This is a genomic window from Serratia sp. CY84636, assembly GCF_052166245.1.
In the GTDB taxonomy this organism is placed as follows: domain Bacteria; phylum Pseudomonadota; class Gammaproteobacteria; order Enterobacterales; family Enterobacteriaceae; genus Serratia; species Serratia nevei.
In genome coordinates this window covers 290,979-305,613 of record NZ_JBJNOX010000006.1, presented here as the reverse complement: position 1 = coordinate 305,613, position 14,635 = coordinate 290,979, and the positions used below count along the sequence as shown (strand labels likewise).

The following is a 14,635-nucleotide window of genomic DNA, read 5'->3' as shown; positions in this document are numbered from 1 at the left end:
TCTGGGCTGCGGCCGCACTTCGCCGTCGGAATGCCCGCCCTAAAGGTAGGTTTTGCCGGCCCCGAACGGATGCTACTATCGGCTTTTTACAAGGATGTTGATCCGCATGTTCTTGTCCAACCGGCATTTTATCTCCGCGCTTCTGGCGCTCGCCATCGGCCTTTGGCTGCCGGGCTCCGTGCTGGCCAGGCCCGACCTGGAACGCAAGATCGGCACTACCGTTGCCGATAGCGATTCTGCAGATTACCGTTTCAGCGATCTGCGCTTCACCTCCGCCGACGGCCAACGGCATTACCGCGTTCGCATCGCCCAGCCGCGCCAGGCCCCTGCGCCTGACGGCTATCCAACGGTTTATTTCCTCGACGGCAATGCGGTGCTGATGGGATTGACCCCCGCCTTGCTGGCCAAATTGGCGGCGGCGAAGCGGCCGCCGGTGCTGGTGATGATCGGCTATGACAACGATCTGCGCATCGATGCCGCCGGCCGCGCCTACGACTATACGCTCCCTCTGCCGGCGGGCCTGAAGCAACCGCCGCGGGGCGGCGGGGGCGCGGATGCGTTCCTGCAATTGATTGAAACTCGGATCAAACCGGCGATCGCCGCCAAACTGGCGGTCGATCCGCAGCGGCAAACGCTGTGGGGTCACTCCTATGGCGGGCTCTTCGTGCTGCACACGTTGTTCACTCATCCCACCGCCTTCCAACGCTACATCGCCGTGGAACCCTCGCTGTGGTGGGGCAACGGCATGATCCTGCAAGAAGCGCAGCAGATGATGGCGCGACGCCCGGCGCCGGTGGCGAGGCTGCAACTGTGGGTTGGCCTGGCGGAACGCGATCGTGCGGCTCCGCCCGGCGTGAAGAGCCCCGCTCTGCCGGCGGACGCAACGCGTTTATTGGCCGAACATTTGGCACAGCTCGACGGTCTCGCCGTCGGCTATCGGGAGTGGCCTGCCTTAGGACACGGCGCCATGCTGGATGCCGCCATCGAACCGGCGCTGAGCAGCGTCATAACAGAGAACTAAATCAGCGGATCAGAAGGTATCGGCCACATTTTCATCTGCGGCGCATATCTTCTGATGAGAAGAGTGTTTAATATCTGAGACAGCGAGTGGCGGGCGCGGGTGGGCGCGTCAAAAAACAAAGTGGCTCCCCCGTCGGCAAGTGAGCTTGCTCTATCCGGTGGAGCCATACAGTACTGCAGTTTTCCCGGTGGGGCCCTGGTGAGGCGCAAGTAGGAAAAGATGGTGTAAGCAGGGCATTTCAGCGTTTTAATACCGCCTGTTTCACTATTTTCTTCTCCCTGTGACGCCTACTATAAGCGCCCCCTCACCCGGCGGAAAAGGGTGAAAACCACCCTTGAAATACATTAACGGAAGTGATATTAGAAGCGGTTGAGGCGAAAATGCCTAGTTCAGTTTTGAATAATTAAATCAGGGAATTATATTAAAAATGAATATTAATATCACCGACAAACCCAACCCGCAGGATGAAGAGTTCGTTATCGACAGCCTCTGGGCTCACAACCATAAAATCCAGCCCGTAGACATTCACCCACTGTTTCTGACCGTCACCGACGACAACCAGCAGATCGTCGGCGGCCTCGTCGCACGTACCTGGTGGGGCGGCCTGGAAGTGCAGTATCTGTGGGTCGGCGAGCGGTGTCGCAAGAGTGGTTACGGCCGCCAATTGATGCAGCTGGCCGAAGAAGAAGCCCGCAAGCGCGGTTGCCATATGGCCTATGTCGATACCTTCGATTTCCAGGCCCGGGGCTTCTACGAAAAACTGGGCTACCGGGTCTACGGCGAGCTGGGCGACTACGCGCATCGCCACACCCGCCATTACCTGGCTAAAAGCCTGTAACGCGGCCTGAGCGGCGCAGAGGTAGGTATGGGTCCATCGCATAAAAATAATGAATCTTATTTTAAGGGCCTCATCACCATGATGGAGCACCTGAGCGAGCCCTGGGGCATCAAAGACCAGCTGTCCCGCCACCTTTATATGAATCGCGCCGCTTATCTCTATACCAATACGCCGCTGAATTTCGACGTCGCCGGCAAATATGACCACGAATTCCCCGCCGACTGGGCCGACTCCGCCGCCGACTTTATCGAGCATGACAAGATGACCGAAGCGGCGCGCGATCGGGTCACGGTCATAGAAACGCACTACTGGTACGGCAAAGACAGCCTGACGCCGTTTATCAGCGAAAAGCTGCCGGTGTACAACGATGACAAACAGGTGATTGGCGTGATCTGGAACGCCAAGCCGATGAACAGCCTGTCGCCGCTGAAATACATCAATCAGCAAAAGCCCAGCGTGTTGACCACCGAAGTCAATAACGAGCTGTTCACCCGTGCCGAACTCGATGTCATTTTTCTTATGCTTCAGCGATTTACGGTGAAAGAGATCGCCAAAATCTATAACGTCAGCAATAAGACCATCGAAAACCGCATTTATAACATTTACCAGAAGGCCAACGTGCATACTCAGCAGCAATTTGAGGAGTACTGCAAATACGCCAACCTGGATAACTACATTCCCGATCGCCTGATAACCAAAGGCATTCAGTTTATTTGAACCGCAAGGAAGATCTCACCGTGATAAAGATCGAAGATTATCCGCTCACCCGGGTGCCGCAGGATAAAAGAGTTTCGTTTTTAAGCGTGGCCATCGTGCATATGGGCATGTTGACCGCGCTGGACCAGTTCATGCTCGGCGCCGTACTCGGCAACTCCATGACGCTGATTGACGCCTTCACCGCCATTTTCGTCGGCAGCCTGATCTTCGGCGTGGTGACCTACGGCCTGGGGCTGGCGGGCATGCGCGAAGGGATTTCCGGCAGCCTGCTGGCGCGCTGGTGCGGCTTCGGCCGTCTGGGGTCGGTGCTGATCGGCGTGGTGGTGGCCGTCAGCCTGTTGGGTTGGTTCGGCATTCAGAACGCCATTTTCGCCAAGTCGCTCGACTTCGCGCTCGGCAATAAGCTGGGCTTCGGCCTGGCCGCCGGGCTCTCGGGCACGCTGCTGACCATCCTGGTGGCATTCGGCTTCAAAGCGCTGCGCATCGCCGCCCGTATCGCGGTGCCGATGTTCATCATGCTGGTGGCCTATATATCGGTGACCGCACTGACCGGGCATAACCTGCAGGAGATCATCCAGCTGGCGCCGCTGGGTGAACCGCTGACCATCAGCGCCGGTATCACCATCGTCGTCGGCGGCGCCATCGTGGCCAGCCTGATGACGCCCGACCTGACCCGTTACTCCAAAAACGGCAAGCACGTGCTCGGCGTCACGATCTTCACCATCATCGCCGGCGAGTTCGTGGTGAACGGTCTGGCAATCCTGATCGCCAAAACCCTGGGCACCGCCGATGTGGTCACCATCATGTCGCAAGCAGCCGGCGGCGCCGGTTTGCTGGTCGTGGTGTTCTCCACCCTACGCGTCAACGATCTCAACCTGTATTCCTCTTCGCTGGGCATCGTCAACGCGGTGGAAGGCATCACCGGCAAAAAGCTGAAGTACACCTACACCACTCTGGTGATCGGGATTCTGGGTACCACGCTGTCGGTGCTGGGCATTCTGGACCGCTTTGTCGACTTCCTGACGGTGCTTGGCGTAGTCTTCCCGCCGATTATCGGCATCATGCTGGTGGACTATTATCTGCTGCGCAGCCACCGCAAAATCCTGGACGAAAGCCGCCGCACGGGCCAGCTGCCAAACGAGACGCCAACCATCGGCTGGGCGGCGATCGTCGCCAGCATCGCCGGTGGCGCCGTTGGTCTGGCGACCGAATGGGGCGTACCGACCATCAACTCTCTGATGGCCGCCAGCCTGCTGTATTGGGTGCTCAAACTGGCCGTCAGCCGGGCGCAAAAACCGCTGGCCTCACAGAAGTCGCTCTGATTTTCGCCCATGAGTTAATGCACTCCTCCGGTGACGGGGGAGTGTTTATGCTCAGGAAAGGTGGGCGTAACGGAAAAGAATGGGCCGATCGCGCGGACAAACGGCCATGATGGTTAGGGTCCCTGGTGTCGGTAGCAAGCTATCTATTAGGCTCAGAGTGTGGCAGCGCCCCCTCTGAGTTTTTTATTATAAAATCGTTGGCTTCAGTGTTTTGATCATAAAGAAAAACTTCAGCTTGAATGAACAGTAGCTCATGAAATCGGCTTTGGTCAACATAAAAGTACACATAAAATTGGCTTTTGTGTTCACTTTTCCATAAGCAAAAGCTAATCAATTGATTTACACAGTTTTATCATCTTTGCAGGTCACCCCGATCGCCTGCGCTAATATCACTGCGCTAAACGGCTGACAAGAAACAATAATTACCACCAATAATCAGCCTGTTACCTCCCCCTCAGCGCCTTTTTATCTGGACAACGCCGACGCGTAAGATATAGTGAAGCCAGCGTAATGTTTGTAAGGACAGCCGATGAAAACCACCAACGCACAGCGCAAAATCAACATCATTAAAAATATTGAATATCTGATGCGTACCCGCGGTGAAACCAAGGCTTCCTTTTCCAACCGCAGCGGCCTGACGCGCACGACTCTCTACAAAATTCTTGACGGAAGAGTGAACAACGTTCAGCAATCCACCGTGAATCGGATTTCCGATTTCTTCGGGGTCTCCTGTGAAGAGATCGAAGACTACGATCTGGAAAAACTGGAGCTGCTCAACGAAACGCTGTCCACCGAGGGCAACAAGAACCCTTCCGCCATCCCGGTGATCCCGCAGTCGCGCTATCTGGCCGTCTCGCAGCGCAAGATCGGGCAGCTGGTCACCGAGTTTCCTCTGACTTATTTCTTCGGCGATGAGTCGAACATGTTGGCAATGAAAATAGAGACCGAAATTAAAGGGTCATTTATTCCCGGCGAAGTCATCATCATCAAACGCCCGCCGGTACTGATTTGCGATTCACCTTTGCTGTATCACTCGGGAAAAAGCGGCTTCTTTGTGGTTGACGACAAAGACAGCGAAAGCATGGACAAACGCCCTCAGGACACCGTGCAATTCCTGGGTTATATCGTTGGAGAAAGGTTATAAATGGAACCGAATCAGAAGTTCAAGCTGTTGGGCTTCACCCGACATGGCACCATCGCGGCCAATGTCATGGTATTGGCCACCGGCAAAACCATTACCATGGGGCTGAATGAGCTGGCCGACAGCGAAATATCAGAAGATCTGAGCCGGCACGAGCTGCAGGCGCTGTACCGCAAACTCTATGGCGACAACAAACAAAAAACCGCCTACGAGCTCAGCGATCGCCACGAACGCTCCTGGTACGCCTACCTGATTATTACCGTGGCGCTCAGCGTGATTTATATTTTCTCAACGCTGTGCGGCGTCAAGCCGATCCAAATCCCGGTGCTGAATCTCATCACGCCCCCGGCGATCTTCATCTACCCGCTCACGTTCATTCTGGTGGACATCCTCAACGAATTCTATGGATTACGGCTGGCCCGGCGCACGATTATCATCTCGTTTATCGCCAACCTGACCTTCGTCCTGGGGGTCTGGGTAACGACGCTGGTGCCGAGCATTCCGCAGTGGGAGTACAGCGAGACCTACAACGGCATCGTGCACAGCATCATGGCGGTGCTGGTGGCCTCGTCGGCGGCCTATCTGATCTCCGAGAACGTCAACTCCTACCTGCTTTGCAAAATCAAAGAGTTGACCAATTCCCGCTACCTGTTTGTGCGCGTGATCACCAGTACCGTTGTGGCTTCGGCCATCGACAGCGTGGTGTTCTGTACGCTGGCGTTCTACAACGTGCTGAGCTGGGACATCATCAAAACCATGATCCTGTCGCAGTTCCTGATCAAGGTGGTTTACGCCCTGCTGGGCGTCGGGCCAATCTACGCCACCCGCAGTCTGTTTAACCGCTACATCAATACCGAACAAGCAAAGGGCAATGAATATGCATATCCAAAAGCAAGATAAGATCACCCATCTTGGCGCGAACTCCGATTATCCGGATCAATATGCTCCCGCATTGCTCGAAGCCTTGCCGCGTGCGCGCGGCCGCGATCTGATCGGCGTCGACGAGCGGCAGCTGCCGTTCAGCGGCTTTGATCTGTGGACCGCCTTCGAGCTGTCCTGGCTCAATGCCAAGGGCAAGCCGGTGGTGGGCATCGGCGAATTTACCTTCCCGCATTCCTCGTCGAACCTGATCGAGTCCAAATCGTTCAAGCTGTATCTCAACAGCTTCAACCAAACGCGCTTTGACAGCGTGGAACAGGTGAGCGCCGCCATGCAGAAAGATCTGTCGCAGGCGGCCAACGGCCAGGTCACCGTCAAGCTCTATCCGGGGCTGGAAGGTTACCCGGCGCAGATCGACCGCCTGCCGGGCATCAACATCGACGATCTGGATATCGCGGTCGACGACTTCGCCTTCAAACCGGAATACCTGAGCGGCGCGGCCGAGAGAGGGGAACCGGTGTCGGAGACGCTGTCTTCCAACCTGCTGAAATCCAACTGCCTGGTCACCAACCAGCCGGACTGGGGCAGCGTCGTGATCCGCTATGAAGGCCGCAAAATCGACCGCGAAAGCCTGCTGCGCTACCTGATCTCCTTCCGCCAGCACAACGAATTCCACGAGCAGTGCGTCGAGCGTATTTTCAACGACATCAAGCAAAGCTGCCGTCCGGAAAAACTCAGCGTGTTCGCGCGCTACACCCGCCGCGGCGGCCTGGATATCAACCCCTTCCGCAGCGATTTCGAAACGGCGCCGGCGCTCGGTCGCCTGATCAGACAGTAAGCGTTATCCCCGCAATGCTCCCGCCAGGGAGCATTGTTTCCCTCGCTTTCATCTCCCTGTTATTTTTCGCCATTATCGTCGTCAGCGGCTATCTTCAAAGCACACTGACGGAGATTAACGACGCATGCCTGACCTTTCACGCAGAGACATCCTGCGGGCTGCCGCCATCGGATCGGCGTTCTCGCTGTTGCCCGCCTCGATTCGCAAAGCGCTGGCCATTCCCGCCAACAACCGCACCGGCACCCTGCGCGACGTCGAACACGTGGTGATCCTGATGCAGGAGAACCGCTCTTTCGACCACTACTTCGGCACCCTGCCGGGCGTACGCGGCTTCAGCGATCGCTTTACCATTCCCTTGCCCGGCGATCGCCATGTCTGGCAACAGCAGGGCGCCGAGCGGCTGGTGCTGCCCTACCACCTGGACAGCAAACGCGGCAACGCCCAGCGCGTCACCGGCACGCCGCATTCGTGGGTGGATGAGCAAGCCGCCTGGGATCACGGCCGCATGAGCGCCTGGCCCACCTACAAAACGCCGGCTTCGATGGGCTACTACCGCCAGCATGAGCTGCCGTTCCAGTTCGCACTGGCCAACGCCTTTACCCTGTGCGACGCCTATCACTGCGCTATTCACGCCGGCACCAACACCAACCGGCTGTTCCACTGGACCGGCACCAACGGCCCGTCCGCCGCCGACGTGGCGGTGGTGGTCAACGAATGGGACAGCCCCGGCCCGGCGGAGATCGGCTACCAGTGGACAACCTATCCGGAACGGCTGGAGGCGAGCGGCGTCAGCTGGAAGGTGTATCAATTCCTGCCGGACAACTTTACCGACAACCCGTTGGCGGGCTTCCGCCAGTACCGCGCCGCCAGCATTCAGGTGGGCAATCCGGCGCGGCCGCCGAAAGACTTCAACGCCTTCGTGCCCTATCGCGATGCGCTCAATGAGGCCGCACCGCTGTACAAAGGCAACGGCAACACCCTGCCGGCCGCCGACGGCAACGATCTGGACGCCATGCTGGCCGGGTTCCGCTCCGACATACAGCAGGGCAAACTGCCGCAGGTCAGCTGGATCATCGCGCCGGCGGCCTATTCGGAACACCCCGATCCCTCCAGCCCGGTGCAGGGCGGCTGGTTCACCCAAGAGATCCTCAACGCGCTGACCGACAACCCGGAGGTGTGGAGTAAAACCGTCCTGCTGGTCAACTACGACGAAAACGACGGCTTTTTTGACCATATGCCTTCGCCTTCCGCGCCGTCGCTGCGCGAGGACGGCAGCTTCGCCGGTAAATCGACGGTGCCGTTCGACACCGAGATCTTCCAGCACGTGGCGCCGCCCGGTTCGCAGGATCAACCGCCGCCGGACGGCCGCATTTACGGCCCCGGCCCGCGGGTGCCGATGCTGGTGCTGTCGCCCTGGAGCCGCGGCGGCTGGGTCAATTCGCAGGTCTTCGATCACACCTCGGTGCTGCAATTCCTGGAAAAGCGCTTTCAGGTGCATGAACCCAACATCAGCGCCTGGCGCCGCGCCGTGTGCGGCGATCTCACCTCGGCGTTCAACTTCGTCGACCCTAACGGCGAAGCGCTGCCGAGCCTGCCCGCCACCAGCCGTCACGCCGCCGATGACCTGCGCCAGCGCCAGGAACAGCTGCCGCAGGTACCGCTGCCATCGCCTGTCCACCAGCGTTTGCCCCACCAACGCCGCCTGGCGCGCCCTTCCCGCGCGCTGCCCTACCAGCTGCACGTCGAGGCCACCGTCGCGGCCGAACAGCGCCGCGTGACGCTGAACCTGTTCAATACCGGCGAGCAGGGAGCGGTGTTTCACGTCTACGATCGGCGAGATCTGGCGCAGATCCCGCGCCGTTTTACCGTCGAGGCGGGCAAGGCGGTCAGCGACGACTGGCAGACGGAGGATGAGTACCATCTGTGGCTGCTCGGCCCCAACGGCTTTCATCGTGAACTGCGCGGCGCCCTGAACCGGCCGCAGCCGGAGGTGCGTTTGCGCCCGACGGGCCGCAGCCTGCAGCTGCAGCTGAACAATCCGGGCACCGAAGCGATAGCGGTTACCCTCGAACGCTGCCCCTATACGCAGCAGGGCCCGTGGCGCATCACGCTGCCGGCGGGCGGCAGTCACCAACAGAGGTTTGACGCCCACGCCAGCGGCGGTTGGTATGACCTTACGCTGCAAGGCCCGGGAGGTTGGCTGCGCCGCCTGGCGGGCCGGTTGGAGGATGGCGAGCACAGCGTCAGCGACCCGCTGATGGGCCAGGAGTAAAGCGTTGTAGATTGAAATCGCGGAAATTAAACCGCCAGCCTCTTTTTTGTGGCGCCCACAGACGTCGGTTCTCCCGCGGTGGGCGCATTCTCAAAACCTTCTCCCTGCCCCACCCCCGCTATTTTTTTGATCTCGCTCACGGTCGGATATTATTTCATTGCCTTGCTAAACCGGTTCTTCTATTTTAGCCACCCATCTGACAAGGCTAATAACAGGGATTAAGCATGATAAATCGCGTATGGGTACTGGGCGACGCCGTGATCGACCTGGTGCCGGAAAATGCCAACGGTTATCTCAAATGCCCCGGCGGCGCGCCGGCTAACGTGGCGGTGGGGATCGCCCGGCTTGGTGGCGACAGCGCCTTTATCGGGCGGGTGGGGCAAGACGGCTTCGGTGCCTTTCTGCAGCAGGTGCTGAGCGATGAAGGGGTGGATATCGGCCATATGCGGCCAGACCCCGAACACCACACCTCCACGGTCGTGGTGGATCTCGATCTGCAGGGTGAGCGCTCATTCACGTTTATGGTGCAGCCCAGCGCCGATCTGTTTTTGCAGCCTGACGATCTGCCGGATTTCCAACGGGGGGAATGGCTGCACCTCTGCTCCATCGCGCTCTCGCAGGAACCCAGCCGCAGCGCGGCCTTTGCCGCGATGGAACGCATCCGGGCGGCCGGTGGCCGGGTCAGTTTCGATCCCAACATCCGCGAAGAGGTCTGGCGCCAGCCGGAAGCGCTGCGCCCCTGCCTGCAAAAGGCGCTGCTGCTGGCGGACGTGGTGAAACTGTCGCGCGAAGAGCTGGCTTTCATCAGCCATCTTGACGATCTGGAGAACGCCATTCGCTGGATGATGCAAACCTATCCGCTGCGCCTGCTGCTGGTGACGCTGGGCGGCGACGGCGTCTATGTGCATGACGGCCAACGGCTGCGTCATTTCCGCGCGGCGCCTGTCGTTCCGGTCGATACCACCGGCGCCGGCGACGCCTTCGTCGCCGGGCTGTTAGCGGCGCTGGCACGCCTTCACGAATTGCCGCAGGAAGCGCAGTGGCCGGCGGTTATCGCCCAGGCGCAGGCCTGCGGCGCGCTGGCCACCACCGCCAAAGGGGCCATGACCGCCCTGCCCCACGCCGACGAGCTGGCGGCTTTCCTCCGTTGATCCTCTGCATCCACGGCGATCCTCAGGTTCGCCGTGGTCTTTTGCCCACGATTTGCGCGCTCGATCACAATAGCTGAATCGGGTTAGCTAACTGAGTTGCCAGCTCGCCTCCCTCTCGTTATCTTTCGCCTTGAAAAACCGGTTTAGCAATTTAGCAAACAATAATAACAACCCTTACCCGGATGATAGACGATGATGAAAAAACTCAGCTATTTGGCGATAACAACAGGGCTTTTCCTCTCCGCTTCCAGCGCAGCGGCATCGGGCAGCGGCGGCATCGAGGCGCGCCTCAACGCCCTGGAACAACGTCTGGCGCAGGCGGAACGGCGCGCCGCACAGGCTGAAACCCGCGCAACGGCGGCGGAACGCCGGGCGCAACAGCTGGAACAACGCACCGCCAACACCGAACGGCAAACCGCGCAGATTGCGCAGCATGCCGCTACGCCGATTGCCCCGACCGGCGCACTGAAACTGAACGGCTTCAACGATCTGAAGCTGTACGGCGACGTGGAGTTCAACCTGGACGGCGCCAGCCGCAGCGGCCAACTGACGTCGCTGAAAGGCAGCGACCACAAGGACTGGAAGCCCGGCAACAAAGAGCGTTGGGATATCAACGGCCGCATTCTGGTCGGGCTGGACGGCTACCGCCGCAATCAGGACGGCAACTTCTCCGGCTTCAGCGTGCAGCCGCTGGCGGACATGACCGGCAAAATGAACCTGGACGACGCCGCCTTCTTCTTCGGCAATGAAAAGAACTGGCAAACCAAAATCGGCCGCTTTGAAGCCTACGACATGTTCCCGCTGAATCAGGACACCTTCATTCAATACTCCGGCAATACCGCCAACGATTTGTACGCCGACGGCTTCGGCTATATCTACATGATGAAAGAAGGCCGCGGCCGCAGCAGCAGCGGCGGCAACCTGATGTTGAGCAAATACGCCGGTGATGTCTATTTCGAGCTGAACACGCTGGTGGAGGACGGCACTTCGCTGTTCCAGGACAACAGCTACCACGGCAACGCCCTGGACAATAAGAAAAACGTCGCCTATTTGCGCCCGGTGATCGCCTGGAAAAAAGACGCCTTCAGCATCGCGGCAGCAATGGAAAGCAACGTGGTGAATAACGCCTACGGCTATCAGGACAGCCAGGGCCGCTTCGTCGATCAGTCCAAGCGCAACGGCTACGGCATGACGATGAGCTGGAACAACAGCGCCGCCGATCCGGACAACGGCGTGGTGGCCAACCTGAGCACCGCCTATCTGGATGCGTCAGGCGAGCAAGACTTCACCGCCGGCGTGAACGTGCTGTGGCGGCGCTTCGAACTGGGTTATATCTATGCCCATAACAATATCAAAGAGTTCAATACCGCCGGGATCGCCGCCGATATCCACAACCCGCTCAGCGAACCGGGCAACTACGACATCCACACCGTTCATGCGTCGTATCAGATACCTAACATTATGAATATGAAGAATTTCAATTTGTATTTGGGGGCCTATGTCTCGCTGCTGGAAGCCAACGCCGACAACAAGATAGCCAACGGCGACAACGACCAACGTTACGGCATGCGCGCCAGATTCAAGTATTTCTTCTGACATCGATTCACGTCGCTGCGCCGCAAACTGCGCAGCGGCATTTTTATTTAGCAAGGGGACAACATGGACATTACCGCAACCGCCAACGCGCTGTTGCCACTGCTCGGCGGTAAAGAGAATATCGCCAGCGCCGCCCACTGCGCCACGCGCCTGCGCCTGGTACTGGTGGACGACAGCAAAGTGGATAAAGAGGCCATCGGCAAACTGGACGGCGTCAAAGGCTGCTTCAGCAACGCCGGTCAGATCCAGGTGATCTTCGGCACCGGGCTGGTCAACAAGGTGCATGCGGAATTCATCAAGGCGGCGGGCGTCAGCGAATCCAGCAAGGCCGAAGCCGCCGATATTGCGGCGAAAAAGCTCAACCCGCTGCAGCGCATCGCCCGCCTGCTGTCGAACATCTTCGTGCCGATCATCCCGGCGATCGTCGCGTCCGGCCTGTTGATGGGGCTGCTCGGCATGGTGAAAACCTATGGCTGGGCCGATGCCAACAGCGCGCTGTTCATCATGCTGGATATGTTCAGCTCGGCGGCGTTCATTATCCTGCCGATTCTGATCGGCTTCACCGCCGCACGCGAATTCGGCGGCAACCCCTACCTGGGCGCCACGCTCGGCGGCATTCTGACGCATCCGGCGCTGACCAACGCCTGGGGCGTCGCCGGAGGGTTCCACACCATGAACTTCTTCGGTCTGGACATCGCCATGATCGGCTATCAGGGCACCGTGTTCCCGGTGCTGCTGACGGTGTGGTTCATGAGCGTGCTGGAAAAGCGGCTGCGCAAGGTGATCCCCAACGCGCTCGATCTGATCCTGACGCCGTTCCTGACGGTGGTCATCTCAGGTTTTGTCGCCCTGCTGTTTATCGGCCCCGCCGGCCGGGCGCTGGGCGACGGCATCTCCTTCGTGCTCAGCACGCTGATTGCCCATGCGGGGTGGTTCGCCGGGCTGCTGTTCGGCGGCCTCTATTCCGCTATCGTCATCACCGGCATTCACCACAGTTTCCATGCGGTAGAGGCCGGGCTGCTCGGCAACCCCAATATCGGCGTCAACTTCCTGCTGCCGATCTGGTCGATGGCCAACATCGCTCAGGGCGGCGCCTGCCTGGCGGTGTATTTCAAAACCCGCGACGCCAAAATCAAAGCCATCGCGGTGCCTTCGGCCTTTTCCGCCATGCTCGGCATCACCGAGGCGGCGCTGTTCGGCATCAACCTGCGCTTCGTGAAACCGTTCCTGGCGGCGCTGGCGGGCGGCGCGCTCGGCGGCGCCTGGGTGGTGGCCAACCATGTCGGCATGAACGCGGTCGGGCTGACGGCGATCCCCGGCATGGCGATCGTGCAGGCCAGTTCGCTGGTCAGCTATATCATCGGCCTGGCAATCGCTTTTGGCAGCGCCTTCGTGCTCTCCCTGCTGCTGAAATACAACACGGACGCGCAATGATGGAAGAACTCAGCTTAATCAAACAGGCTCTGCGGGCGGTCATGAACGGCCAGCCACTCGCGCTGCGCGATCCGCACCGCCCGGCCTGGCATCTGGCGCCCAGCGTTGGCTTGCTGAACGATCCCAACGGCTTTATCCAGCACAACGGCGTTTATCACCTGTTCTATCAGTGGAATCCGCTGGGCTGCGATCATCGCAACAAGTGCTGGGGACACTGGCAGTCGATCGATTTAGTGCATTGGGAACATCAGCCGCTCGCCCTGGCACCGGGCGCCTGTTACGACAGCCACGGCTGTTACTCCGGCTCGGCGGTGGTGGCGGAAGACAAAATCACGCTGATCTATACCGGCAACGTGAAATTCCCCGACGGCTCACGCACCGCTTACCAATGCCTGGCTCAGGCAAGCGATCGGGGCGAATACCGCAAACTCGGGCCGGTGCTACCGCTGCCGGAGGGCTACAGCGGCCACGTACGCGACCCGAAAGTGTGGCGTCATCAGGATGCCTGGTACATGGTGCTCGGCGCGCGTGACTTGCAGGATCGCGGCAAGGTGTTGCTGCTGCGTTCCAGCGATCTGCGCGACTGGCAAGCGCTGGGAGAGATCGCCGGTTCCGGCCTGAACGACCTGGGCGAATTCGGCTACATGTGGGAATGCCCGGATCTGTTCTCGCTGGACGGCGGCGACGTGTTGATCTGCTGCCCGCAGGGGCTGGCGCCGCAGCCGGAACGCTATCTCAACCGTTATCAGGCCGGCTATCTGCTCGGCAAGCTGGATTACCGGCAGGCGGCCTTCAGCCACGGCGAATTTCACGAGCTGGACGCCGGCTTCGAGTTCTACGCGCCCCAGACAACGCTGGCGGAAGATGGCCGCCGCCTGCTGTTCGCCTGGATGGGCGTGCCCGAGCAAGATGAAGAAGCCCATCCGACGCGCCGTTATGGCTGGATCCATACCATGACCTGCCCACGCGAGCTGTCGCTGCGGCATGGCCGCCTCCACCAGCGCCCGGCGCGCGAGTTGCAACAGCTGCGCGGCGAGCGAGAAGACTGGCGAGGCCGCGCCGATGACGCCCCCACCTATGCGCTGGGCGCCGCGGAGCTGCAGCTGACGCCGCAGGGTGCGTTCAGCGCCGCCTTTGGCGACGCGATGACGCTGAGCTGGGACGGCGAGCGGCTGCAGCTGACGCGCACCTCTCTGGCCGACGGCCGGCCGGAGCACCGTTACTGGCGCGGCCCGGTCACGCATCTGCAGCTGCTGTTCGATCGCTCCAGCGTGGAAATCTTCATCAACCACGGCGAGGCGGTGATGAGCGCGCGCTACTTCCCGGCAGGTGAACCGCAACTGCGGCTGAACGGGAGCGCAGCGCTGGCGTTGGAATACTGGCCGCTGACGCCATGCATGCTAGAATGACGCATCCTCCGATGACT

12 protein-coding genes are annotated in these 14,635 nt (G+C 59.8%); all 12 read left to right on the top strand.

Translation table 11 applies throughout. The features are described 5' to 3' along the window. Positions 1 to 106 precede the first annotated feature (106 nt). Positions 107 to 1,021: an alpha/beta hydrolase gene (locus tag ACJ8QI_RS18425; RefSeq protein WP_442532921.1), complete on the top strand. Its 915-nt coding sequence runs from the start codon at positions 107 to 109 to the stop codon at positions 1,019 to 1,021. Positions 1,022 to 1,448: 427 nt separating this feature from the next. Further along, a complete protein-coding gene (locus ACJ8QI_RS18420) occupies positions 1,449 to 1,859 on the top strand; it encodes a GNAT family N-acetyltransferase (RefSeq protein WP_442532920.1) in 411 nt (136 codons plus the stop codon). A 27-nt stretch (positions 1,860 to 1,886) separates the two neighbouring features. After that, positions 1,887 to 2,576, top strand: a complete 690-nt coding sequence (locus ACJ8QI_RS18415) for a helix-turn-helix transcriptional regulator (RefSeq protein ID WP_442532919.1) — start codon at positions 1,887 to 1,889, stop codon at positions 2,574 to 2,576. A 20-nt stretch (positions 2,577 to 2,596) separates the two neighbouring features. Next, a complete protein-coding gene (locus tag ACJ8QI_RS18410; protein ID WP_442532918.1) occupies positions 2,597 to 3,898 on the top strand; it encodes a cytosine permease in 1,302 nt (433 codons plus the stop codon). A gap of 529 nt (positions 3,899 to 4,427) precedes the next feature. Further along, positions 4,428 to 5,042: a helix-turn-helix domain-containing protein gene (locus ACJ8QI_RS18405; protein ID WP_004937341.1), complete on the top strand. Its 615-nt coding sequence runs from the start codon at positions 4,428 to 4,430 to the stop codon at positions 5,040 to 5,042. Continuing rightward, positions 5,043 to 5,939, top strand: a complete 897-nt coding sequence (locus tag ACJ8QI_RS18400) for a queuosine precursor transporter (RefSeq protein ID WP_019453032.1) — start codon at positions 5,043 to 5,045, stop codon at positions 5,937 to 5,939. Then, positions 5,917 to 6,756 carry an NADPH-dependent 7-cyano-7-deazaguanine reductase QueF gene (queF, locus tag ACJ8QI_RS18395; RefSeq protein WP_060441065.1) on the top strand — a complete coding sequence of 280 codons (840 nt, stop codon included), beginning with the start codon at positions 5,917 to 5,919 and terminating at the stop codon, positions 6,754 to 6,756. The genes ACJ8QI_RS18400 and queF overlap by 23 nt, the downstream gene beginning before the upstream one ends. 124 nt (positions 6,757 to 6,880) lie before the next feature. After that, positions 6,881 to 9,028 carry a phosphocholine-specific phospholipase C gene (locus ACJ8QI_RS18390; protein ID WP_442532917.1) on the top strand — a complete coding sequence of 716 codons (2,148 nt, stop codon included), beginning with the start codon at positions 6,881 to 6,883 and terminating at the stop codon, positions 9,026 to 9,028. Positions 9,029 to 9,252: 224 nt separating this feature from the next. Beyond that, on the top strand, positions 9,253 to 10,179 hold the full coding sequence (locus tag ACJ8QI_RS18385) for an aminoimidazole riboside kinase (RefSeq protein ID WP_038879399.1): 927 nt from the start codon (positions 9,253 to 9,255) through the stop codon (positions 10,177 to 10,179). 195 nt (positions 10,180 to 10,374) lie between these two features. Continuing rightward, a complete protein-coding gene (locus ACJ8QI_RS18380) occupies positions 10,375 to 11,775 on the top strand; it encodes a carbohydrate porin (protein ID WP_197804298.1) in 1,401 nt (466 codons plus the stop codon). Positions 11,776 to 11,838: 63 nt separating this feature from the next. Next, positions 11,839 to 13,209: a sucrose-specific PTS transporter subunit IIBC gene (locus tag ACJ8QI_RS18375; RefSeq protein ID WP_049198446.1), complete on the top strand. Its 1,371-nt coding sequence runs from the start codon at positions 11,839 to 11,841 to the stop codon at positions 13,207 to 13,209. Beyond that, positions 13,209 to 14,618, top strand: a complete 1,410-nt coding sequence (locus ACJ8QI_RS18370; protein ID WP_442532940.1) for a sucrose-6-phosphate hydrolase — start codon at positions 13,209 to 13,211, stop codon at positions 14,616 to 14,618. Before ACJ8QI_RS18375 ends, ACJ8QI_RS18370 begins: the two co-directional genes overlap by 1 nt. The last annotated feature ends 17 nt before the right edge of the window (positions 14,619 to 14,635 follow it).